This window comes from Balneola sp., assembly GCA_003712055.1.
GTDB lineage: Bacteria > Bacteroidota > Rhodothermia > Balneolales > Balneolaceae > RHLJ01.
In genome coordinates this window covers 1,070,456-1,093,269 of the sequence record RHLJ01000001.1, presented here as the reverse complement: position 1 = coordinate 1,093,269, position 22,814 = coordinate 1,070,456, and the positions used below count along the sequence as shown (strand labels likewise).

Here is a 22,814-nt window from a genome sequence, read left to right as displayed (position 1 = left end):
CGGGGCTAAAAATCGAGTAGAACGCTAAATCTAAGTGTATTTGCTAACGGGTGATCAGACTCTAATGTTTTAATATAACTGAAATCAATTCCGAATGAGTTATAGCGCAAACCTGCACCAAAGGTAATATACTTTCGGTCTCCATTATTAGGGTCTTCGTAATAGTAACCGCCCCTCAAAGCAAAGAGATTATTGTACCAGTATTCGGCACCGGCACCGATCATAAATTGCTCAAGCAAGCTAAGCTCTACATTTTGTTGTCCATCAAATCTTGTATAGGTATCCCAAGACTGGAATAGGGATTCAATAGGGCCAGAAGCTACAAATGTGGTATCTGTAATGCCTCCCTGTGTGGAGATCACTTCTTCTTTTCGAGCCATAATTTTGGAAACATCGGCTGCTACAGTAATTCTGTTGAAGCCTTCCGGGTCCAGATTGTAATCGAAAGCAATACCAAAGCGAAGTACGGTAGGAAGGGGATCTTTTTGGGCATTATCGGTGTATTGGATTCCTGGCCCGAGGTTAGAAAGATTGAACCCTGTACTGAATCTCGCTTCATTGGTTCCAATCATGAAAGGATTAGTTTTATACAAGAGCGCTAAATCAACTCCCACACTACTTCCCGGATTTACCTTTTGGGCACCTACGGAAGTACCATTTGCAAGACTCGAATAAATTAAGCGGACACTCGTACCTAGTGCCAGGTTTTGATTTACTTTATACCCATAAGAAACTCCAAAAGCCAATTCATAGCTATTAAATCGGGAAATAGGATCAGGGCTGGTTTCATTAGTAACTACTTGCTCACCTAAATTCAGGAAGGTTATGTGTGCACCAATTGTACCGATGCCTTCCACATAATACTTACCTACCAGGTAGTCATAAAACAGGTCGCTTACATTGAAGTTAGCTAACCAGTTGGAGTGGGTAATACTAACCTGGTTTCCGGTTTGAAAAGCGAGCCCGGCAGGGTTCCAAAACATAGCCGCCGCATTATCGGCGATAGCTACGCCTGTATTACCCATGGCTGCACCACGAGAATCAGGTTCAATTTGGAGAAAAGGGACTGCGGTAATGCCCACTTGCGCGTTCGATACTGCTGGATAAACGAATAGCATCAGGGCTATTGCTAACGAATATATTTTATTCATAGATGACAAATAGTTTAATCCCGAATATAACGGTTAAAGATAAATATATGTTGGGTTAATCTTACCGTATAATTACGAGCTTTTCGATTTTTTCGGTTGTTTTTCTTCCTTCGGGGGTATCTGTTGTAACCCGAAGCACATAAATATAAGTACCGTTACCCAGGCGATCATTATCCCTGTCACGGCCATTCCATGGAATACTGGCATAAGAACTAAGTGTATTGCTTGGAGGTATGTATTCTTGAATACGTTGAACAGGTTTGCCACTAAGAGTGTAGATGTTGATATCTACATCTAGAGGGTTCCCCTGTTGGTTATGTTCGAAAGTGAAGGATGTAACATTATTCATCGGGTTCGGATAGTTGTACACATTGTCAACTACCAAATCCTGATTACTGGCTACCTCAAAAAAGATTTCGTTTTCTGAAGGGTTGTTATGAACATCCCAGGCTCGAACTTTTAGCGCATAGTTACCTTCCGGAATTTCTTCCAGCGGGTACTCGATACGCCCACTTCTGTAATCGTTTAATGTACCTTCGAAAAAATCGTTGAGCACATAGGTTTGTTGTGGTTTTGTATCGATTGTAGCAATTATTTCATGTCCTACTCCTGTTCCTGTAGTATTAATTCCGGAACTGTCACTCAGTTCCACTATTAAAGTTGGAGCGCTGGTTGTCAGGCTCCCATTTATAAAAGTTTGATCATTTAAATAGACATCCAATTCGGGGCCGTTACCATCATTCACAGCAAGCGAGTTAACTCCATTGAATATCACATCGGTGAAAGAACCACCTGCAGTTGTATTTCCATCTTTGGCGTATATCAGAATTCGGCCATTCTCGGGAGAAAAGCTGATGTCCTTCGGAATTACCAAGGTGATGGAATATTCACCGTTTTCAGCAATGGTTTTTCCTTTAAAAAGAATATCATTTTCTGCTTTATAAGTACACTCTAAGGCAGTGTTTTGGTTTAGATAACAATCATCTGGTTCTTCAAGCCATTCACGATCAGAGGGGATGCTAACCGTTCTGGGAGCATCGAAAAGAGTAATGGTAACTTCTCCATTAAAAGAAGATTCAATTTCACCCTCTACATTTTTAATGTTCCCCCTGAGTGTCACCCGATCCAGTGCTTGGATAGTAACAGTTGTATCATTTGCAGATACATCAAGTTCATTAACTGCACTTATCTCAGCACTTTTATTTGGTAATGCAAATTGTAATGCCGGATCTCCAAGAAGGATAAATTTTCTGTTGTTTTGTTCTGAACCAACAGAGGTATTTTTCGTTCGAAGGTAAATTTCACCAAGAGTTAGGGGCTCTCCATCTGCATTACGCTCAAGCATATTTTGGGAAAGCTCAATATTTAGTCCATAATTCAGGGAACTTGAACTTGAGCTGGTATATACAACCCGTGTAGTTGTAAAGGCTGCAATAGCTCCACCGTTATTGGCAAAAAACAGAAGTTCTGCACCAGATTGAGCATTGATATCATCGTATCTACCGAATTGGCAAGTTGCTGTTACAAATAAGGTCAATTTATCCCTATTCGTCATCTGAGAAATTAAATCGGATGTGTAAAACTCTTCATCTGAAAGGGTTTGGGTATTTCCATGCCCGGAGTAGTTGGTAACTAGTGTTCCTTTGTTAATGGTGTTTATAAAGTCAGCAGTAGCACCAGGAATTTGACGTCCGGCTCCTGTAATTTCCTCTGCATAATCGAACAGATAGATTTTTTTCGAACGGGCTCCTGCTCCATATAAGTCCATTGATCGAAGAGTTCCATCTGCGTTTTCAACATGGAGATCGCGATTTAAAGAAGCTTGAGGGAAATCATCATCAGCTGCAAAGGTGAATAAATTCTGCCAATCCCCATCATTTGCAGGGTTTTCGTAGCGTCTTATTTTATCCAAAGCGATTGCCGCTTCACTTCTTGTTTGCGCGGAAATACGCCCAATACCAATATCAGAACGAGCAGAAGAATTTAATAAGCCTTCTGAATCATCCATGAGGCTAAAGAAATCATCACTCCCAAATGAATTCACCCTGTGAATTGATTCGCTAGTTTGGTAGGTGAGTACATAATTCGTGAAAGAATTAGCTATAATGTTTTTGGTATCATAGGTAGTATCACCAAAGAGAAGCAGATATTTTGGAGCAGTTTGACCATCAAGAGCTGCCCTGTCCCATAGATACTTTAAGAAATCACGAATAGCAGTTGGGTCGGTAATACCTGCTGAAAACTCATTCAGAATCTGGTTTTGTGTTACTACTAATGGAGTCAATCCATCTTCAGCTCGCATATCAGCTAATTCCTGAGCAAAGTCTTCAAATAACTCAGAAGTAACTATCACATAATCAGGATATACCCCTGGATTATGGAGATTTTGATTGGGTACTTCAGTTCCCTGGTTAGGAGTGAACAAGTTAGTTTGGACAATGATTTTATTATTCGGGTCGGTGTTGTAGTTAAGGTTAAAAGACGAACCTGATTGTGAAACACTAAGTTGTTGAGGATCTATTGGATTGGTTACATCAAATGCATATGGAATACTTGAAAATCCATTAAGAACAAACTGCCCAATTTCAGTGGTGGCTCCATCCTCAGGGCCAAAGAAGAATAGCCGGTTATTGACCGCTGTTAATTTCCTTCTTACAACAAACCTAAAATAGTCGATAAAGGCGTTTGCCCCGGAGTCAGTATTGCCCATTCGAAGGCTGAGCTCAAGAATACCATTAGTGATCTCCGGAGAGAAAGAGGCATTATTAAACACGTACCGTCTGGCGGAGTTATTTTCATAAGAGGTGTAATCACCTGTTAGCCTTGCAATACTAAAGCCCCTGAATTCCTCATCGTTAAAATAAAGCTGAAAAGAAGTAGTGGAAGTGGAGCGCAGGTAGATTTGTCCGGAAACACGAATAGGGACATTGGTATCAATGTCGGGAAGGGTATCTCTGAATACACTTACAATTTGATTCTGAGCACTGGAAGGGATGGTTTGGCCTAACCAATACCTCCCTGATTTTTGCTTGGTCTCAGTTTTGGTTAATTCCTCTTCGAGCCATATAAAGTCATCAAAATCAGTAATGGTTCGGGTGGGAGAGAGGTCACTATTTGCGGTACTTATTCTTTGGCCAGCTGAGTTACCAATCGTCAGAAATATATAGTTCTCATCACTATATGGATGAATGGAATGGTTAAATGAAACTGAACTTACTACTCTAGATTCACGATGAGCACTATTTCCATAAAAGATTACACGGTCATTGGCATCGAAACTTCCATCTGACTCGCCCTCTACAATTATAGGGATTTCAGCAAATTCCGGTCGATCATCACTATTCGGCTCCGGAAGAGGTAAGCCATCTGTTCCCCAAAGTTGAATATTCCTTGGGTCAATGGCTGATACATCTATTCCAAGATTAGACAAATAAGTAGCATTTAATTGGTAAATCCCCCTGCTTCTAACAGGTATCTTGTACCAGGTTCCATTGGCAAGTGGGTGATCTTCAGCAAGAGAGGATTTCCTTTTAACAGATGTACGTGGTACTGTTTCCGGTACATGATAAACCCGGAACTGAATATTCTTTGTAATTAAAGTTGAGGATTCACCTGCACGGGCAAGATGTATTTTTAAAGAGCTGACACGATTTCCCCTGTACCAACCAGCTTCCATTACTTCGGCTACAGGACTTTCTGTAGAAGAAAGGTTTAGTGCTATTCTGCTTGTTTCTGATAGTACTTCGTTTTTCTCTTCAATAGTAGATCGCAGGATCTGGTATCCGGGTACTCCATTTACCATAGGAATCATAAGCTCATGAGCTGGATATATACCAAGGTCGTCCAGAACGATTTCGTAGTCCGTGTAATCGGCAGTCGATTGAATAGTCTTAAGCTGTTGGCTCTGTAACGAGGAAGCCATGCCTAAGACAATAATCGAAAGAAATATGATCGCTTTTCTCGAAATCATTTAGGTTAAACTGCACTAGAAATTCCTTATTGCCAGGTATAAAGAATCCACAGCGATAAAATCCAATTATGCTAAAAGGACTTTTAACGATGAGATTGGCTTAGAAACCATACAGTACAAATGCTTTTTAAGGGTTAAAAAGAAAAACTGTAGCTGTGTTTGATGGTCTATTGGTTCGTTAAAATTTTATCAATAATAGGTCTGCCTGCCTATAATGTCAACTTTTAAAGACGATTTAAAGCATTTCTAATACAATGGCAGAAGCGCCTCCACCACCGTTACAAATGCCAGCACATCCAAGGCTTCCCTGTGTTCTTTTAAGTGCATGAATCAACGTGACGATAATTCTGGCTCCAGAGCATCCTATTGGATGCCCAATACTCACTGCCCCACCATGTATATTCACTTTTTGTGGGTCCAGTTCAAGTATTTGGTTATTTGCTAGAGCTACTACCGAAAAGGCCTCATTAATCTCAAATAAATCTATATTCGTTTTCTCGACCCCTGCTTTTTTTAATGCAATTGGAATAGCATCAGATGGAGCCGTGGTGAACCATTCCGGCGCCTTTGCTGCGCTAGCATGACTTACTATTCTGGCTAAGGGAGTAACGCCTAATTCGTTTGCTTTTTCTTCGCTCATTAAAAGCACGGCTGCTGCTCCGTCATTGATGCTAGATGCATTTGCAGCAGTTACTGTTCCTTCCTTTTCAAAAACCGGGCGTAGTGAAGGGATTTTTTCAAAATTTACCTTTGCTAGCTCTTCATCGTTAGTGATCTCAGTAACATTCCCTTTCCTGTCCTTTACATTGATCTTGATTAATTCGTCTGCAAAATAGCCTTGCTCATGTGCCGCAATAGCTCTCTTATAAGATTCTATTGCATATTCATCTTGTTGCTCTCGGCTGATAAAACACTCTTTTGAGCAAAGCTCTGCAGCATTACCCATCGCATAGTTGTTATAAACATCCCAAAGTCCGTCTTTCAGAATTCCATCCTCAGTCTGCATGTGTCCATATTTAGAACCGAAACGATGCTTAGGTAAGTAATAAGGTACATTACTCATGCTTTCCATCCCTCCTGCAACAATAACATCTGCGTCACCGAGTCTAATCTGATCTGCAGCAATCATAATAGCTTTCATTCCGGATGCACACACTTTATTCACAGTTGTTGAGGGAGTTAACTGTGAAAGTCCCGCTTTAAGAGCCGCTTGTCTTGCTGGTGCTTGGCCTACTCCTGCAGTTAAAACATTTCCCATTACCACTTCTTGAACAGCATCCGGTGATATTCCAGAAGATTTTATTACTTCTAGAATTGCACTGGCTCCAAGTTCAGGGGCAGTAAAAGAAGAAAGGGTTCCACCAAAAGCTCCTATTGGAGTTCTTTTAGCATCAACAATTACGACGTTTCGCATGGGTAAATAAATTTGAGAATTGTAAGCGCTTTTTTGAAGCACTAAAGATAGAAATGATTATTGAAAGGAATTGTTAAAATGCCTGATCTAGATCTTGAATAAGATCGTCTGCATCTTCGATTCCTACAGAAATACGAATGAGTGAATCACTTAGCCCTGCCTTTTCTCTTAATTCTTTTGGAATTGAACCATGGGTCATAGAGGCGGGGTTGCTAATAAGAGATTCAACACCTCCAAGACTCTCGGCTAGTGTAAAGATTTTTGTGCTGCTCATAAATTTTACAGCAGCATCGATAGAATCGTCTTTGAGTGTAAAAGAAAGCATAGCTCCAAAATCATCCATTTGTCGTTTAGCCAGTTCATGTTGAGGATGTGTTGGCAAGCCAGGATAAAGCAGAGTACCTACTTTGGGGTGAGTGCTTAGGAACTCAACAATTTTTTTGGTGTTCTGAACGGATCGCTCTACACGTACAGCCAGTGTCTTAATACCTCTTAATGTCAAATAACAGTCCATTGGGCCAGGAACAGCTCCAGTAGATTTAACCTGGAACCTTATATTCTCCATAATTGCATCATTCGAGCTTGCAACTGCTCCATGGATAACATCAGAATGTCCTGCAAGATATTTTGTTGCGGAGTGTAATACTGCATCAGCTCCAAATTCTAAAGGCCTCTGTAAGTAGGGAGAAGCAAAAGTATTATCAACAATAGTGAGGATTTCGTGCTCTTTAGCTATTCCAATAAGTGCTTCAAGATCTACTACGCGGAGTAATGGATTTGTAGGAGTTTCAATCCACATCATTTTGGTGGAAGGAGTGATAGTATTTTTTACTAACTCCAGGTCAGTCATATCTATGAATGAGAAAGAAATTCCATATGGCTCAAATACGGAAGTAAATAACCGATATGATCCTCCATATAAATCATCTGAGGATATTATGTGATCCCCAGGACGGAACATTTTTATCAGCGCATCCATCGCGGCCACACCACTTGCAAAACATGCTGCTTCATCAGCTCCTTCTAAACCAGCAATTAGCTTTTCTAATGCTGTTCTTGTTGGGTTACCTACCCGGGCATAATCATAACCCTTATGAACATTGGGAGCCGATTGTTGATAGGTTGAAGTCTGAAAGATAGGGGGCATAACAGCGCCCGAGGTTTCCTCTGGGTGCTGTCCTGCATGAATTGCTTTGGTGTTGAATTTCATTTAGTTCTAAGAACCGAACCGGTTTTCTTTTAGAGTGTTTAAACTATTTATCGTGTCTTCGATGGATTGTGAACCAGGAGAAGATTCCAAAAGTTTCTGATAGTATTCAATAGCAAAATTGAGAAGTACAGAGGCTTTATTCTCCAAAGAAGTTTTATCCTCATCAAAAGCGACTCTGTGTGCTTCAAGATATTTTCCCGTCATATTGTTATAGAATACAGCAAGGCTTTCGATATAGTCGTCGTTTGAGCTGTCAGTATTCAGAGCTCCAATAAGCTCTTGTTCTGCCTGTTCACCAACTCCTTCTGCTTCAAATCTGATCTGTGATGCTAACGAAGTATCTCCTTCAGAATATGCACTAACCAGATCATCCATAATTTCCTGGGTAACCAAGTAAAGCTGAGTACCATATACATTTCTAATGGCACCATCAGTAGGATATGTTGTAGAAAGTTCTCTTAGCAATGAGACTGCTTCTTCACGCTCTCCGGCAGATATGTAGGCATTAACCAAACCAAAGGCGATGTTTTTGTTGCCGATTATATCAGTATTGGCGAGCTCAAAGTAAAAAACAGATTGTACAGCATTCCCATCTTGAAGATATAGGAAGCCAAGATTTTCGTATAAAGAATTAGGGACTTCTTCGACCGAGTTCTTAGCCGTATTAAGTGTAGCAATGGCTTCTTGAATCTCTCCCGAAGTAAAGTAAGTGGTAGCTAACGATTGGTAGCTACTACTTTCACCAGGATTAAGGAGGATCGCGTTTTTGAAATGAGCAATGGTCACTGAATGGTCCGCATCTGTAGTTTCATTATTAAAAGATGCGGTGCCAGAGTTGTGTTCCTGAGACCATTCTCGATTCAGAGCTTCTTCAATACCTGCTTTTTGTGATGAGTCAGCCTCCATATTTACAGCTTCATCAAAAGCTGTAATCGCTTCAGCGTAAAAATTACTTCTGTTTTCAGCTTCCTGCTGCTTAGCTAAAATGATGTTGATTTCTCCCTTTTGGATGATCAGGGTTGGTTGATTTGGGTTTTGTAGCAGGCTTTCTTCAATGCTTGATAGTGCAAGCTCATACTCATTGTTTTCAACTAAAGAGTCGATACTTGGTTTAGAAGAGGAACATGCGAAAAAAAACCCGATGACAAGCACTAGGCCTGTCAATCGGGTTGGAAAAAAGTACTTCATAGATTTCTTTTCAATGAAATGGATTACATGCCTGCCTTTTTCATAGCTTCTTCCGCTTCCTCACGCATATCTAGTAGCGTGTAAATTCGGAAAAGGGAATTCCAGTATGAAGTATTATCAGGATCAAGTTCAGCGGCTTTCTCATAAAACTGCATAGCTTTAGTAGCTTCTTCTCTGGCTTGAGTATCAAACATCTCAGCCTCATCATTATCTACAGTATTATTACGCTTATCAAATAAAGCTGCTGAATTGTTTTGATAAAGGATACCTAAGGTGTTAAAAGTACTTGGAATAGTATCGTCAAGTTCTGCTGCCTCAAGTAATTCTGACTCAGCTCGATCTGTAAGAGGTTGCATTTCTGCTTCTAAGGTTTCGATTCTTTCATTCAAAGCATCAATCTCTTCTTGTGAACCATCATTACGTTCAAGATCAAAAATTTGATCTCTGGCTTCAGTTACTTGATCGCTTAGACTTAATACACGCTGATATACACGTGTACCAATTACAAGATGGTATCGAGCATTTCCAGGGTCATTCTGAATTAATCTATCCATTACAGAAAGCGCCTTATCAGTTTGGTCGATTTGGAATAGACCATCTGCTAATTTTTCAATCAAGAATACACTGTCAGGATAAATCTCAAGACCTTCCTCGATTGCGGTAACAGCGTTTTCTGGTTGCTGGCTTAAGAAGTAATAAGATCCTAATCGATCGTATTCTGAAGCAGCAGCAGTTTCCTGAAGGTTGATTGCTGTAGTAATAGATTCAGCCGCTTTTGCTGGTTCCTGATTCATATAATAAATCTGTGCTATTACATCAAAAGAGAGAACACTATCCGGGTTGATGGTTGTTGCGTTATTAAGATGGGCAATAGACCACGATAATGGTGCATCAACAGATTCCATTACGCTGTCAACGGTTGCGTATTTAATTCCTTCGTTATGCTCTAGTTCCCAGGTGTCCAGGATTAGAGGGGTAATTTCATTTGCTTCAGCCGCTGGACTCTCAGCTACATCGTATTTCGCCCGGGCTTCCATTAACGAAGACCTCATTTTTTCATACAGAGGAGTTCGATCATTTGGGTTTGCTTCCAGTTTAGCGAGGTTATTGTATACAACAGCTTTATAATAGTGTGGTGTGCCATTTGTAGGATCTTTCATAATGGCAGTGTCAGCCATTGCCAGAGCCTGCTCATAGTTTTGTGAGTTCAACCCAGCTTTAATGGGATCAATTAGCGGGTCTCCGCCGCCACAATTAGAAACAAACAAAGCTACCACAAGAGCAAAGAGACTTAAAGAATACTTTTTCATTTTTTACCTGATTTGAAAATGGATGAGTTAAAATTCTTTTATTAAGTTTTACAAAGTAACCATATAATGAACTTTCTGCAATACAAGCAGTTGGAGTCTACCAATCAAATAATGTGCAAATAACATGAAAAAAATTGTATCAACGGAAAATGCACCAGCAGCAATTGGCCCATATAGTCAGGCTATTATTCACAATGATTTAGTGTATTGTTCCGGTCAAATACCACTAGATCCACAAACACTGCAAATAGTAGGGGATAATGCAGCTACTCAAGCTGAGCAAGTGATGAAAAATTTAGCTGCAGTTTTGGAGGAAGCGGGTAGTGATTTTTCTAAAGTAATTAAATGTTCCATATTTCTGGATGATATGGGAGACTTCGGAGACGTGAATAAAGTATATGGCAGTTATTTTGAGGCTGATCCGCCAGCACGTGAAACGGTAGCGGTACAAACTCTGCCTAAAGAAGTTTTAGTTGAAATCAGCTGTATCGCTTTTATTTGAGAGAACTCTAAAACTTTCAGTAATTGCATTTCCTGCTCTGTCTTTTGTGTTAACCGTTATGATGTTCTCTGTATTTGGGAGAAAAGACGGTTGATAGTAAAAGAGCAGATCCTCTTCATTATCATATTCTGCGATTCCCTGAACTCCGTTCACAAAAATAGTAGTTGATTTAAAATCGATTCCGGATAGTTTATCAACAATTGGGATTTGGATCAGCCATTTTTGATTGGGAGTTTGTATGATTGAGGGGAACTCCATGACTGGTGGTTCATTATCGGGCATCACAAGAAACTCGCCTAGAGCTGATGGGTATCCATGAATGGTTCGACCTATTTGTTTGGACTCAACATACCTTATTTCATCACGAATACGGTCAATTCGGAAAAGCTGATACCTGGATTCAGGGTCAAATCCTTCATTTATGTAGTACTCGACCTTGAATTCAGTTCTAGCTGGTATCATTCCAGGCTGTATATCAAGATAATAATTGCCGTTTTCAACTATACTGCTACTCGTAAATACTGTTAGTGTATCAAAAAAGGTATTCTCTAGAAATTTGAGTTTAAGATCTTTAGAGGGTGAGTAAAACGTTGTGTTCTTTTTTGGGAAAACCCTGGTCCACAGATAAGTCTCAATCCCAAATTTATATAGCCGTTGATTCAGGATATCATCCCATATACTGCCTACGGTATCAGATTTAAGGTCAATAATTCTATTTTCACCATAGGCCCAATCTTCCGTCCAAAGCCACTCTGACAAAGGTTTGAGTAATTTGGGGGATTGGTAATTAGCTTCAATTTTACTTGAATCCTTGATTGCCGCAACATTAGCAATCGTTTTATTTCCATAATAATCAGTAACAGTAATCATAAGATTGACAAGCGAGTCACCAGGATTAATAATAGAGCGAGGATCTACTATTTTATAAAAAGGGTTTTGTGGTCCATCTTTTTCAAATAAGACCTGATAAGATCTTCTGGAAGTTCCAAAAGCCGGAACACGATCATTGAACATGAGGTCAGCTTCATCAAAAGAGAATTGATCTAGTTTCTGATAAAACAGCGTATCGTTTTGGTACGAAAGTAGGAGTTCGTAGGCAGCATACTTATTTGTTACCCCCTCCGCTTCATCAAAAGTAGAAATCATTAGACCAATTGGGCCCCAAGCCTCAATAACTCCAAAATCTAGCTCTCCATTTGCTTTTCTGGTTGGGTAATAACGCTGGGGATACCTCGAGCCTCGAATCGTTGTTTCTTTACTTAAAGGCACGGCCATTAACGCGGATAGAGTGGGGGGAATAGAATCCTCAACAGCAAGGTTTGTACTTAGCGCATTGATTGGTACATCATTAGAGTCTCTGATTTCAAAATGGAGGTGTGGAGGGCCAACACCTGTGGAACCTGTAAAGCCAATTACGTCTCCTTGGTTTACATAAAATCCTTCTTCCTCTGTTATCACATCAATTTCGAAGGAAAAGTCTTGCAGTCGTAATGAATCGATGTAGGATTGAAGCTTGTTATTAAATCTTTGAAGGTGTGCATAAACCGTATAAGAGCCATCATTATGCTTGAGGTAGATAGCCTTTCCATACCCATCTACAGCTATTCCTAATCGATATACAATGCCGTCTTTTGAGGCAAAAACCTTATAGCCCTCTCTGCCCCATGTTTTTATATCCAGTCCGGCGTGGAAGTGAGCAGATCGAGTCTCACCAAAAGTTGAAGTCAAATAAGGGCTGGCATCAGTAGGCCATAGGTAATCCTGTGACTGGATACCCGCAGAAAAGGTGAAAGAGAAAAGGAATAAAAACGAGAGGAGATGTTTTGTATTCACTATTGGATAGTTACCGTTAGCGATGTATGGTTAGTATTAAGCGTTGCTGAAATATGATCTCCCGCTTGTACTGCACTTACCCCTTCAGGGGTTCCCGTAAAAATTAAATCTCCTTCTTCAAGCGTGAAAATTCCAGAGAGATAGCTTATCAATTTTTCTACAGTGAAAAGCATCATAGAAGTGGAACCTTGCTGCCGAATTTCTTCATTGACTGAAAGCGAAAGTGTTAGCTCAGGAAACTCATTGCCTTCGAATGGAACAAATGAGCTAATCGGTCCAAAGTCATCAAATCCTTTACATACACTCCAGGGATGACCTTTTTTCTTAGCTTTTTTTTGGAGATCTCGTGCAGTGAAGTCTATGCCTACTCCATAACCTGCTATGTACTCTAGCGCATTTTCAGGTGGAATATTTTTACCAGGTTTTTTTATGGCAATAACTAGTTCTACTTCATGATGCACATCGTCGCTTTGAGTTGGGATGGTGATCTCTGAACCATCGAAGCAAATTGAATTGCGCGACTTTATAAATACCATTGGTTCTTTTGGAGGCTTGTGTCCCATTTCTTTAGCATGGTCAGCATAGTTTCTTCCAATACAAAAAATAGTGTTAACAGGGAGCCCAAGTCCGGGTATACGTAATCCTTTCATAACCCAAAGATATAAAAAAAGCCATCAGTCTTTCGACAGATGGCTTTCAACATAGATGATCGACAACCTTAGTTTAGTTAGCAGGCTCGACATTTACAAATTTTCTTCCACCGGTTGAAGTAGTGAAAGAAACGTGCCCGTCAGCAACTGAAAAAAGAGTGTCATCGCCTCCTCTTCTTACATTATTCCCAGGGTGGAACTTAGTACCACGCTGGCGAACGATAATTCCTCCGGCGCGAACAAATTCGCCTCCGAATCTTTTTACACCTAGACGTTTACTTTCTGAGTCACGTCCGTTTCTGGTAGAACCTTGTCCTTTCTTATGTGCCATGGTAATGAACCGTTAATTAAATTCTTGTTTTAGCTAAGGGCCTCAACGAGTTCAGCCTTTTTCATGCTTGAATAACCTTCAATTCCTTGTTCTTTAGCCATTTTCTTTAATTCGGCTACTGTTTTAGAACTTAGGTCAGAAGTTGAAGCTTCAGCTTTAGTTTCTTCTTTTTTTGGAGCTTCCGCTTTAGGTGCAGCAGCTTTCTTTTTAGCTCCATTTAGGGTGATACCTTCAATTTGAATTTGAGACATCACTTGTCGGTGACCATTCATCTTTTGATACCCTTTGCGTCGCTTCTTCTTAAATACAAGAACTTTGTCAGCTTTAACAGTATCAAGGATGGTAGCAGATACCTGAGCACCTTCTACAACAGGGGTTCCTACTTTTACACCTTTATCATCTTTAACAAGCAATACTTTATCGAATGATACACTCTTGCCTTCCACATTCTGCTTGTCAACAAATAAAATATCTTTTTCGGCTACTTTGTATTGATGCCCGCCAATTTCTACAACCGCGTACATAGTCTTTCGTTCTACTTTTTTGATTTTTGTCAGAGCTTTAAAAGATAAGGCAATACGTGTTCAAAAAAAAGAATTTCAACTAAAAACTTTATACTATTCGTCATGATTATCTGTATGAAAAAATAATAGCGTTGGAATATTCATTCGATACATGGACTTCTATCTTCCTTTTTGCTTCAGCTCAGGGAATATTTCTATCTATTCTTTTGATCAGCAAAAAGAAAACTAGTTATTATTTACTAGCGGCCATATGTCTGCTTTTTTCCATTACACTGGTTGAATACGTTTTCTACTGGACCGGGTATCGATTTCTTTTTCCTCACTTAAACAGAGTTAGTGCCCCATATTATTTTGTATATGGCCCTCTGTTCTATTTTTTTGTGAAGTCTGTAATCGACGAAAAGTCTTATTCATTTAAGAAGATGCTTCCTCATTTTATTCCGGGTCTGGTCTTCTTGTCAATGAATGTGCCTTACTATATTTCAGGTACTGAGACAAAAATTCAAATGATGTCAACAATACCATCCAGTAATACCTGGATAATTGTGATGAGCAAGCTCATCCCATGGACTCAAATTCTTTCTCTATTTTTGTATTGGGCATTAGCATATGGGGTAATAAAGAAGTTCGGAGATGCATTAAAAGATGACAGGCTGGTAAAAGTATCAAGTGCACTTTTTCTTGGTTTCGCGCTAGGTTTCCTCTCGTATTATATCATGATAGAGTTTTACGGGTACTTAAAAGGCTATGACTACGCAATCTCATTTTCTATGAGTGTTTTTATTTATGTGACCGGTTATCTGGGATATAGCTATGGCTCAAAGAAGGAAACTTCAGTTTCGACTCCAAAATACCAGCATTCTTCATTGGGATCGGTAGAGAAGAAAAAGATTTCACAAAAATTGATCGAGGTGATGGGGTCAAATAAACTATTTTTGCAAAAAGATCTCACCCTACAGCGCCTGGCAATTTCAATTGATATGCAGAAGCATCATGTTTCGGAGGTGCTTAATGATGAGCTAGGTGAAAAATTCTCTGATTTTGTAAATCGATACCGGATAGAAGAAGCCAAAAAGTTGTTACTGGAAAAACACGAAGTACTCACTATTCATGGTATTGCACTTGAGTCTGGTTTCAGTAATAAAACTTCTTTTAATAAAGCATTCCGGCGTTTTGTGGGTTGTACACCTTCTGAATTCAGAAAACAAGAGACTGCAAAGGGTGTAAATCCCGATTAATCGTTACAGTTTACGTTTCTGATTTCGAAGTGATAGGCTTAAGATTGGTGAAATATCAAACCAATTTAGGCCATGAGAATATCACTCCTTTTGTTATTTGTTATTTCATCCACCTCCGTATTTGCACAACAGGCTCAACAATCGCGATGCAAAACAATGCCCGAGTATCGACAGTTTGATTTCTGGATAGGAGAATGGGAAGTAAAAAATCCTCAAGATGTTGTAGTAGGAAACAGCAGAATTGAGCTTACTATTGGTGATTGCGTAATTTTAGAAAACTGGACGGGCGGCTCGGGATATACCGGGAAGAGTTTGAACTATTATAATATCCTAGATGGCAAATGGCATCAAAAATGGATCGGAAGTGGTGGGATCCCTATTGAATTCTCCGGTTCATATGATGAAAGTGCAAAAGCACTTAAATATACCGGAACGGGAGTAGGTCAGGGAGGAGTGAAGTTGGAATACAAACTTACCTTCTATCACCTGGCAGATGACCATATTCGCCAGCACTGGGAGCAATCATCTGATGAGGGTAAAACCTGGACGACGATTTTCGATGGTCACTATTGGAAGAAAGAAAGCTAAGCTACTTTAGATGGGGCTCTATGAAAACCCTGTCTGTTTACATGCCCGATGTATTTGCCGATGATTTTAACTTCTTCGAATACATCTGGATCTATGTATATATCATCATATGCTTCATTAGCGGCTTCCAGTCGAAGCCCGTTTTCATCCCAGAAAATTCTTTTTAGTGAAGTTTCTCCATTATAAAGTACTGCTCCAATTTCTCCGCTATTGAGCTTTGTATCCATAAGGAGTACAAAGTCGCCATCATATATATCAACATTCTTCATGCTGAAACCGGATACTCGAAGGGCAAAAAGTTTATCAAGATTTGGGAATAACGTGGACATAGTTATGCTTCCTAAATCGGCTTCAACAGCTTCTTGTAAATAACCGGCAGCAATTAAACCACGAACAGGAATACCCTCATAGTCGTTGTTTTCAGCCAGTAAACTTTTTTTATCACCTGGAAGATCATATTCCTCATCATTTTTTTTGACCAGAAATCCTTTTTTAAGAAGTGCCTGAATATTTTGGGTGACACTATTTGGAGATCGATATCCAAAATGTTCGGCTATCTCTCTATAAGTAGGCCAAACATCATACTCTTTCTTATAGTCAACAATGAATGAAAAAAATTCCTGTTGTTTTCTCGTTAAATGCGCATTATCCATGATGATATTTATTTACTGTACAAAACATGTGTAATAAACGGAGTTTTAGAATGAAGTTCAATAAAAAATGTGTGCAAAATATGTATATGATATTTGGGGCTTTTTTTCTGCTTCTCATAGCTACAAACTGCACGAAAACTACTCCTGAGCAAACGGAGCTTCTAACAGTTGACTATCCTGAACTTTATACTTCTGTTTTTGAAAGAGATGAGCAGGGAATACTAGGTGCTACTAATTCTGATCTTTTAAGTACCCAAGCCTGGAATGCAATGATAAACACCCAAACCGAGGATATAGAGGGATTGATCCAGAAAGTAAGGGAAGCAAATACAAAAGAGGCCTGGGCTTCTTTATGGTTTAAAGAAATTGAAGAAGCACAGTTGAACGTACTACATCAGTATTGGCAGGAAGAGGGGATAAATAAAGCCGGCCTGGCTTCGGTACTTGGTCTTCACGGAAACATGGAGACATTATCGATGTTGTTAAACAGTGAGAATACCTCGGGTTTTGAGGACGGATTCGAAACTGCCCTGGCGATTGGCAGATTATCCGCAAGTGATGAGCTTAGTAAAGAAGATGAGATGGCAATCATAGAAAAGGCATTTTCATCAACAAATGGAAGATTGATACAAGCTCACCTATATGGTATTTATAGAACACGGAAGGAACTTGATGAAGGGAATGAACAGAAAATGCTCGAAATGCTGGAGAACTTCTATCCGGATACCCCTGCAGCTGAGCAATACATTACCCGAATCTTAATGCCGAATAATATGGATGTTGCTCTTTTCAGGTTTGAACTAGATGAATACCAAACCATGGATGTGCAACTGGCGATTGAGATTTCAAGAGGAATAGCAAGATATCCTCATACCAAGCATGCTGTTGTGGTATTAAATGCTATGCTTGATCATGTAAACCCAAATGTAATCATTGAGTCGCTTATTGCGATTCAAAGTAAACCGGAGTTGTTGGGAGAGCTGGATCGCGCGATTCTCAATAAAGTGGGACTTATCAGAGGAGTAGAGCCGTCATTACGGTTAGAAGCTATAAACACTATCAGGAATCCTGGACAATATGAAGATATCGTTTATGAATTAGCTGGTGAAGATCCATACCTGAGACCTAAATTCTACAATGTCCTAAAGAAGACATTATCAAATACAGAGTTTTTAGAACAACTTAAATCAGACATTGCCTCCGAACAGCGCTTAATTAAATTTTTCGGTATCCAGGAGTTGGCAGGTTGGTGGGAAAATTTAGAGGAAGATCAAAAGACTGAATTTCAGAGTGAAGTAAAACAAGAAGTCAGAGAGGTTTTAGGATCAGTAGATCGCTCAATGACATTTGTAATGGCTTCATTATTGAGGGACTCGCTCATTATCGAAGATTCAGAGTACTACGTTATCGAAGACTTTCTCACCCGGTTTAAACTTCCGGAAGATATAGAAGTATATCAGGCAATTACATCTGTTCTAAAAGATCGTTTTGAGGATGATGCACAAGCTCTAATAGATTCCTTGGCTGCATTAGGTAATAGTGCACTGAATCAGACGCTTAGAAATCAAGGATGGGAAATTGAAGAGGGTGCAGCTCCAAGTACTGTATTTAGGAAACCCGACTGGAGGCGCTTAACCAAATTAGGTATCTCTCCCGTTTTAATTCTTGAAACGAATAAGGGAGATATCTTAATCCAGATGGATGTTCTCACTGCTCCGGCTACTATATCAGGAATGGATAGTCTGGTTACAGCAAGAGTCTATAACAGGGTACCCTTTCATAGGGTAATACCAAATTTTGTAATTCAGGGTGGAGATATAGAGACTCAGGATGGTTTTGGCGGACCTGATTATGTGGTGCCAACTGAAGGAAGTGCAACTCACTATTTCAGGGGTAAAGTAGGTATTGCTAGTGCCGGCACCGATACAGAAGGAAGTCAGTTTTTTGTTATGCACGATTGGATGCCCCACTTAACAGGAAGATATACCATCATTGGAGAAGTGATTGAAGGAATGGAAGTGGTAGATCGAATTGTACGAGGGGATTACATAGAAAAAGCCTACTGGCAGGTTTCTTTAATTGAATGAGTCCTTCAGATTTAGAATCTCCTGCTCAATTTCTTGGATTATCTCTTTTGAGTTAACGTGCTGAGCTTTTTTAGGTTCTCCGAATAAAAGAACACTATTAAATGGGACTAAAATTCGCTCGCCTTTCGGTAAAGTCTTACCCATGCCTTTCATATAAGCGGGTAGGTATTTGATATCAGGTCTTTTTTCTAACAGTACTCCTATGCCTCGCTTGAATTTAGACATTACTTCAGGCTCGCCCCTTGTTCCTTCAGGAAAAAGGATAAGTGAGTTGCCTTTATCAAGTTCCTCTATCATTTTATCGATGGGGTTTCCTGATGTCTCTGAACGAATATTTTTTCTGCTTATAAGGAGAGTATTCAGGAAGTAATTACTGAGGAAACCCAAAAAACGAGTCTTTCCAAAATAATCGCCTGCAGCAACTGGTTTCACAGTATGAATTCTTTTGGGGGGTATTGAAGAAAGGATGCTTACGGTATCGAGATGACTATTATGATTAGCAATGATTACAAATTGAGATTCTTTTTTAAGAGCTTCCGAGTTTTTGGTTTTTATCCCTACAATTGCTCTTAGAAACCACTTTACGAGTACGCACCAGATTAAAATCAATACGATCTTTCGCATCTCAATAGGCTAAATAGTAGATAAAATGAAAGAAAACAGGAGCCGTGTAGGAGAGCGAGTCAATTCTATCAAGTATTCCTCCGTGACCTGGAATAGTATCTGAAGTATCTTTTATCCCGATATCTCTTTTGATACTTGATAGAACGATGTCTCCAGAGAACCCGGCAAAGGCTATGAGAAAACTCGCAAAAGCTGCATAAAAACCACTTAGAGGAGTTAGAAAACTCAGGAAATAGCCAATAACAGTGGTACTTATTAGTCCACCCAAAAATCCTTCCCAAGTCTTATTTGGGCTAATTGAAGGGATAATTTTATGCTTCCCAAAAATCTTACCAAACGTAAATTGAAGAACATCATTAATCTCTGTAAGGAAAACTAAAAAGAGGAGTAGCCCACGTCCTCCAGATAAAAATCCATCGATTTCAGGTAAGGATATGAAATAGGCCATGTGACTTATTCCAAATATTGAAAGCATCACTGTGAATTGAAGTTTGGACATGGATTCCACAATTCCTTTTGTATCTCCTTTAAGTACAAGACGCAATGGAAGCAATAAGAACATGACGACAGGTATAAAGATGATGAAGGCTCCATACCAGCCTATATAAGCGAGGAAATACTGTATAGGAATAGCGAGATATGCCCATAGCACAGCATTTCTATCAGAGTTTCTGAAATCCAAAATAGAGTAGAGCTCTCGAAAGGCAACAAAGGACAGGAAAGCAATGGCTACATAGGAGATTTCATTTACTACCATAGTAGCTAGCAGGAACACAATACTCATAACCCACCAAGACTTAGTACGCGCTTTTAGCTCAGAAAGGTCAAGGCTTGGTTTCAAATGACCAATAACCCAAAAAGCGATGCTTACCACTACCAATAGTCCTAAGATTAAAGCAACTACGATTAATAGTTCATTTGAAAAAATACTATCGAGTGCAAATATCTTGTCCATCAGGAAATCCCTGCTTTTAGTCGTTTAAAAGTGCTTACTAATATTAGCAAGTTTATGATTGAAAATATCCACATTTGAAAAGGGAGAAGATTGATCTCAAAAAAAATGAGTAAGGCAATGCAGCTAATAATAAATGCTCTATCACTTTTACCCATTGGACCATCATATCTTCGTTCTCCTGAAATTGTTTTTGATAGTATTCCTGAAAATTCATTCAATATCGAGAGACATAAGAAAACAACGATTAAAAGCTGAGCTTCGTCAAAAAAAAGAAGCAGAGGGAAGTAAATGAACAGATCGGATAATACGTCTCCAATCTCATTTAAAGCTTCACCTATTTTAGATTGTTGATCATAAGTTCTAGCCATCATTCCGTCCAACGCATTTAATGCCATTCGTAAAAATAAACCAACAGGTACAGCGAGCATTAACCAATTATATTTGGGTGAATACGAGAAAAGAATTCCAATGATGGCAGATAATAAAATAGAAGAAAGTGTTATTTGATTAGCTGTAATACCAACCCTATTAAATGCTTTCAGAACAGGATTAAGTAGTTTTTGAAATCTCGGTTTTAATTCATAAATGGAGATCATAAAGACGCTATATTTAAATCCAATTGGGTAACGCTAATCTACTAATTCAAATTTTAAAACCTATGAAAACACTTGTTAGCCAACTTTTAATGTTTGTTTTTATTACTCCATGTTTATTTGCCTTCCAAGCTCAGGTTCCCGAAGCTACTGAGTTATATGTTGATTTAAAGAAAGTCACTCCCGGGGTAGGGACTAGCGCTCCTTCTGATGCTATTGTGCTTTTTGATGGAAGTGACTTATCTAAATGGCAAAGTTTAAAGCAAGGCCTTGGTGCAAGTATGGATGGTATGAAGGATATCATACCTACCCTTAAAGCAGATGGAGATGGTGAGGTTGCTCCATGGTTGATTGAGAATGGGGAGATGGTGGTGAAGCCAGGAACAGGAAACATAGAGACCCGTCAAGGCTTCGGAGACATACAACTTCATATTGAGTGGTTGGCTCCTGAAGATGAAGGAAAAAGTGGACAGCTTTATAGTAATAGTGGAGTATTTTTCATGGGTATGTATGAAGTTCAGGTCCTAAATTCATATGAAAACCCAACCTATAACAACGGACAGGCGAGTTCTGTCTATAAGCAGCATATCCCTCTTGTAAATGCTTCAAAACCCGTAGGTGAGTGGCAAGAGTATGATATCATCTTTATGGCACCTAAATTTTCAGATAAAGGTACGCTAGTATCTCCTGCACGCATCACTGTGTTTCATAATGGAGTATTGGTACAGAATAATGTAGAGTTACTCGGGCCAACCTGCTATATAGGCACTCCATATTATGTAGCTCATGAAGCTAAACTACCGATAGCTTTACAGGATCATGGAGACCCTATGCGTTTTAGAAATATTTGGGTAAGAGAACTTTAGAGATTCTCTAAAATCCAGGTTTTAAAAACCTGCTGAAAATATTCTGAATAAGGCTCTGAGGAGGCTTCCTCATCAGACACACACATAGTAGCTATCCTAAAATCATGATTAGCAGCGGGTATGATTTGGAGACTGATATTCTCAGGGATATCCTGGCTAAAGCTATCATTAATGGCTCCAATGGCCCATCCCGGGTAGACGTAAAAATCATTTTCTGCAAAAGCAAAGAAAGCTGGTAAATTAAGTTCAAGAAGGTGGGGCTCCGGATTAAAGTTGCTTAATTCTCTCAGTTGTCTCCATGCTTTTCTCACAGGAAACCAAGTAACCCAATTGATATCAGAAATGGACTTTTTACTAGCCTTATCAAAAGCTTCATTATCGGGTTTTCCTTCACACAGGTATTTACTGTAATACTCATTGGTGAGCTTGAGTTTGATATCATAGGTAGGAGCAGCTAAAGAGGCGATAAGTTTAAGTTCATCCCGGTAACGATCTCCCATAATTTGAGCGACCCAGCCCCCTTGACTGTGACCTATTACTCCAATTCTGGATGAGTCGATTCTCCCCTGTGTTTTTAGAAAGTCTACAGCGGCTTTAGCATCAGATGCCCGCTCATATAAATTGGTTCGTTGCCACTTACCTTCTGATTTACCAACTCCTCGCTTATCAAAATAGAGGAGCGCTACTCCTTCGTTTAGAAAAAGTTGTTCGAGGTTTTCCTGTACAAAGTCTTTATAGATAGTTCGATGCGAAGAATTAGGACCTGAGCCTACCAGGAAGACCAATACTGGAGCATTGGTTGCAGTATCAGGAACTACTAGCTCACCATGTAGAGTGAATCGGCCATTATTAAAAGTAATATTCGTCCTGGTTACATCTTGTGCAAAAGAGCTTTCAGATAAAGCACCAATCAAGAAAAAGAATACAAAAAGGCAACGAACGATATTCTTAGTTATGCTCATATAGTGTAATCTCTGATAATTGCCTCAATTACGGCTAGCCCAAAAGGATGTTTTATTCGTACGTACATCGCCTAAACTTAGGGAATATTATTACCAGGTTGCGAAAAAACTTTTTAAATAAAAAGGGCGCAAGCAACTACGCTTGCGCCCCTATCGCTTGTGCCT

20 protein-coding genes are annotated in these 22,814 nt (G+C 39.5%); 5 read left to right on the top strand and 15 right to left on the bottom strand.

Features of this window, described 5'->3' with window-relative positions; genetic code table 11:
* Window positions 1-5 precede the first annotated feature (5 nt).
* The 6 genes from ED557_04885 to ED557_04860 all read right to left on the bottom strand — a co-directional run bounded on the left by ED557_04885 (window position 6) and on the right by ED557_04860 (window position 10,243).
* On the bottom strand, window positions 6-1,151 hold the full coding sequence (locus tag ED557_04885; protein RNC86109.1) for a hypothetical protein: 1,146 nt from the start codon (window positions 1,149-1,151) through the stop codon (window positions 6-8).
* A 61-nt stretch (window positions 1,152-1,212) separates the two neighbouring features.
* Complete coding sequence (locus ED557_04880; GenBank protein ID RNC86175.1) at window positions 1,213-5,073, bottom strand: hypothetical protein; 3,861 nt, start codon at window positions 5,071-5,073, stop codon at window positions 1,213-1,215.
* A gap of 283 nt (window positions 5,074-5,356) precedes the next feature.
* Window positions 5,357-6,535 (bottom strand): acetyl-CoA C-acyltransferase, encoded by a 1,179-nt coding sequence (locus tag ED557_04875; GenBank protein RNC86108.1) that lies wholly within the window; start codon window positions 6,533-6,535, stop codon window positions 5,357-5,359.
* Window positions 6,536-6,608: 73 nt separating this feature from the next.
* Complete coding sequence (locus ED557_04870; GenBank protein RNC86107.1) at window positions 6,609-7,745, bottom strand: PLP-dependent transferase; 1,137 nt, start codon at window positions 7,743-7,745, stop codon at window positions 6,609-6,611.
* A 6-nt stretch (window positions 7,746-7,751) separates the two neighbouring features.
* Window positions 7,752-8,933 carry a hypothetical protein gene (locus ED557_04865; protein RNC86106.1) on the bottom strand — a complete coding sequence of 394 codons (1,182 nt, stop codon included), beginning with the start codon at window positions 8,931-8,933 and terminating at the stop codon, window positions 7,752-7,754.
* 23 nt (window positions 8,934-8,956) lie between these two features.
* Window positions 8,957-10,243, bottom strand: coding sequence for a hypothetical protein (locus ED557_04860; protein RNC86105.1), 1,287 nt, complete (start codon window positions 10,241-10,243; stop codon window positions 8,957-8,959).
* Between the two features lie 124 nt (window positions 10,244-10,367).
* On the opposite strand from ED557_04860, the gene ED557_04855 reads away from it, so the two are divergent.
* Window positions 10,368-10,745 (top strand): RidA family protein, encoded by a 378-nt coding sequence (locus ED557_04855; protein RNC86104.1) that lies wholly within the window; start codon window positions 10,368-10,370, stop codon window positions 10,743-10,745.
* Here the strand turns inward: ED557_04855 and ED557_04850 are convergent.
* The 4 genes from ED557_04850 to rplU form a co-directional block, all read right to left on the bottom strand.
* Window positions 10,713-12,578, bottom strand: coding sequence for a M23 family metallopeptidase (locus tag ED557_04850; protein ID RNC86103.1), 1,866 nt, complete (start codon window positions 12,576-12,578; stop codon window positions 10,713-10,715). The genes ED557_04855 and ED557_04850 overlap by 33 nt on opposite strands.
* A complete protein-coding gene (locus ED557_04845; protein RNC86102.1) occupies window positions 12,578-13,228 on the bottom strand; it encodes an FAA hydrolase family protein in 651 nt (216 codons plus the stop codon). The genes ED557_04850 and ED557_04845 overlap by 1 nt, the downstream gene beginning before the upstream one ends.
* 73 nt (window positions 13,229-13,301) lie before the next feature.
* Window positions 13,302-13,559, bottom strand: coding sequence for a 50S ribosomal protein L27 (locus ED557_04840; protein ID RNC86101.1), 258 nt, complete (start codon window positions 13,557-13,559; stop codon window positions 13,302-13,304).
* Window positions 13,560-13,588: 29 nt separating this feature from the next.
* A complete protein-coding gene (gene rplU, locus ED557_04835) occupies window positions 13,589-14,083 on the bottom strand; it encodes a 50S ribosomal protein L21 (protein RNC86100.1) in 495 nt (164 codons plus the stop codon).
* Window positions 14,084-14,214: 131 nt separating this feature from the next.
* Between rplU and ED557_04830 the strand changes: the two genes are divergently transcribed.
* Both ED557_04830 and ED557_04825 read left to right on the top strand, forming a co-directional pair.
* Window positions 14,215-15,321, top strand: a complete 1,107-nt coding sequence (locus ED557_04830; GenBank protein ID RNC86099.1) for an AraC family transcriptional regulator — start codon at window positions 14,215-14,217, stop codon at window positions 15,319-15,321.
* A gap of 156 nt (window positions 15,322-15,477) precedes the next feature.
* Window positions 15,478-15,909 (top strand): hypothetical protein, encoded by a 432-nt coding sequence (locus tag ED557_04825; GenBank protein RNC86098.1) that lies wholly within the window; start codon window positions 15,478-15,480, stop codon window positions 15,907-15,909.
* Here the strand turns inward: ED557_04825 and ED557_04820 are convergent.
* A complete protein-coding gene (locus ED557_04820) occupies window positions 15,906-16,562 on the bottom strand; it encodes a repressor LexA (GenBank protein ID RNC86097.1) in 657 nt (218 codons plus the stop codon). The genes ED557_04825 and ED557_04820 overlap by 4 nt on opposite strands.
* 1,352 nt (window positions 16,563-17,914) lie before the next feature.
* On the opposite strand from ED557_04820, the gene ED557_04815 reads away from it, so the two are divergent.
* Window positions 17,915-18,649: a peptidylprolyl isomerase gene (locus ED557_04815; protein ID RNC86174.1), complete on the top strand. Its 735-nt coding sequence runs from the start codon at window positions 17,915-17,917 to the stop codon at window positions 18,647-18,649.
* Here the strand turns inward: ED557_04815 and ED557_04810 are convergent.
* From ED557_04810 to ED557_04800, 3 genes are read right to left on the bottom strand one after another with little or no spacing between them, the layout of a single operon-like run.
* The gene (locus ED557_04810) at window positions 18,638-19,273 is read right to left on the bottom strand and encodes a 1-acyl-sn-glycerol-3-phosphate acyltransferase (protein ID RNC86096.1); all 636 of its coding nucleotides are present in this window, start codon (window positions 19,271-19,273) and stop codon (window positions 18,638-18,640) included. The two genes, ED557_04815 and ED557_04810, sit on opposite strands and share 12 nt — an antisense overlap.
* A gap of 1 nt (window position 19,274) precedes the next feature.
* Window positions 19,275-20,228, bottom strand: coding sequence for a phosphatidate cytidylyltransferase (locus ED557_04805; protein ID RNC86095.1), 954 nt, complete (start codon window positions 20,226-20,228; stop codon window positions 19,275-19,277).
* Window positions 20,228-20,824: a CDP-alcohol phosphatidyltransferase family protein gene (locus ED557_04800; protein RNC86094.1), complete on the bottom strand. Its 597-nt coding sequence runs from the start codon at window positions 20,822-20,824 to the stop codon at window positions 20,228-20,230. Before ED557_04800 ends, ED557_04805 begins: the two co-directional genes overlap by 1 nt.
* Before the next feature lie 62 nt (window positions 20,825-20,886).
* Between ED557_04800 and ED557_04795 the strand changes: the two genes are divergently transcribed.
* Window positions 20,887-21,687, top strand: coding sequence for a DUF1080 domain-containing protein (locus ED557_04795; protein ID RNC86093.1), 801 nt, complete (start codon window positions 20,887-20,889; stop codon window positions 21,685-21,687).
* Here ED557_04795 and ED557_04790 read toward each other — a convergent pair.
* Window positions 21,684-22,649, bottom strand: a complete 966-nt coding sequence (locus ED557_04790; GenBank protein ID RNC86092.1) for an alpha/beta fold hydrolase — start codon at window positions 22,647-22,649, stop codon at window positions 21,684-21,686. The two genes, ED557_04795 and ED557_04790, sit on opposite strands and share 4 nt — an antisense overlap.
* Window positions 22,650-22,814 lie beyond the last annotated feature (165 nt).

Excerpts from the sequence above, each read along its gene's own strand:
- ED557_04865 (RNC86106.1), bottom strand. The coding sequence starts at position 8,933 with ATGAAGTACTTTTTTCCAACCCGATTGACAGGCCTAGTGCTTGTCATC.
- ED557_04885 (RNC86109.1), bottom strand. The coding sequence starts at position 1,151 with ATGAATAAAATATATTCGTTAGCAATAGCCCTGATGCTATTCGTTTAT.
- ED557_04870 (RNC86107.1), bottom strand. The coding sequence starts at position 7,745 with ATGAAATTCAACACCAAAGCAATTCATGCAGGACAGCACCCAGAGGAA.
- ED557_04845 (RNC86102.1), bottom strand. The coding sequence starts at position 13,228 with ATGAAAGGATTACGTATACCCGGACTTGGGCTCCCTGTTAACACTATT.
- rplU (RNC86100.1), bottom strand. The coding sequence starts at position 14,083 with ATGTACGCGGTTGTAGAAATTGGCGGGCATCAATACAAAGTAGCCGAA.
- ED557_04805 (RNC86095.1), bottom strand. The coding sequence starts at position 20,228 with ATGGACAAGATATTTGCACTCGATAGTATTTTTTCAAATGAACTATTA.
- ED557_04825 (RNC86098.1), top strand. The coding sequence starts at position 15,478 with ATGCCCGAGTATCGACAGTTTGATTTCTGGATAGGAGAATGGGAAGTA.
- ED557_04815 (RNC86174.1), top strand. The coding sequence starts at position 17,915 with ATGGCTTCATTATTGAGGGACTCGCTCATTATCGAAGATTCAGAGTAC.
- ED557_04820 (RNC86097.1), bottom strand. The coding sequence starts at position 16,562 with ATGGATAATGCGCATTTAACGAGAAAACAACAGGAATTTTTTTCATTC.
- ED557_04875 (RNC86108.1), bottom strand. The coding sequence starts at position 6,535 with ATGCGAAACGTCGTAATTGTTGATGCTAAAAGAACTCCAATAGGAGCT.
- ED557_04810 (RNC86096.1), bottom strand. The coding sequence starts at position 19,273 with ATGCGAAAGATCGTATTGATTTTAATCTGGTGCGTACTCGTAAAGTGG.
- ED557_04860 (RNC86105.1), bottom strand. The coding sequence starts at position 10,243 with ATGAAAAAGTATTCTTTAAGTCTCTTTGCTCTTGTGGTAGCTTTGTTT.
- ED557_04855 (RNC86104.1), top strand. The coding sequence starts at position 10,368 with ATGAAAAAAATTGTATCAACGGAAAATGCACCAGCAGCAATTGGCCCA.
- ED557_04880 (RNC86175.1), bottom strand. The coding sequence starts at position 5,073 with ATGGCTTCCTCGTTACAGAGCCAACAGCTTAAGACTATTCAATCGACT.
- ED557_04800 (RNC86094.1), bottom strand. The coding sequence starts at position 20,824 with ATGATCTCCATTTATGAATTAAAACCGAGATTTCAAAAACTACTTAAT.
- ED557_04795 (RNC86093.1), top strand. The coding sequence starts at position 20,887 with ATGAAAACACTTGTTAGCCAACTTTTAATGTTTGTTTTTATTACTCCA.
- ED557_04790 (RNC86092.1), bottom strand. The coding sequence starts at position 22,649 with ATGAGCATAACTAAGAATATCGTTCGTTGCCTTTTTGTATTCTTTTTC.
- ED557_04840 (RNC86101.1), bottom strand. The coding sequence starts at position 13,559 with ATGGCACATAAGAAAGGACAAGGTTCTACCAGAAACGGACGTGACTCA.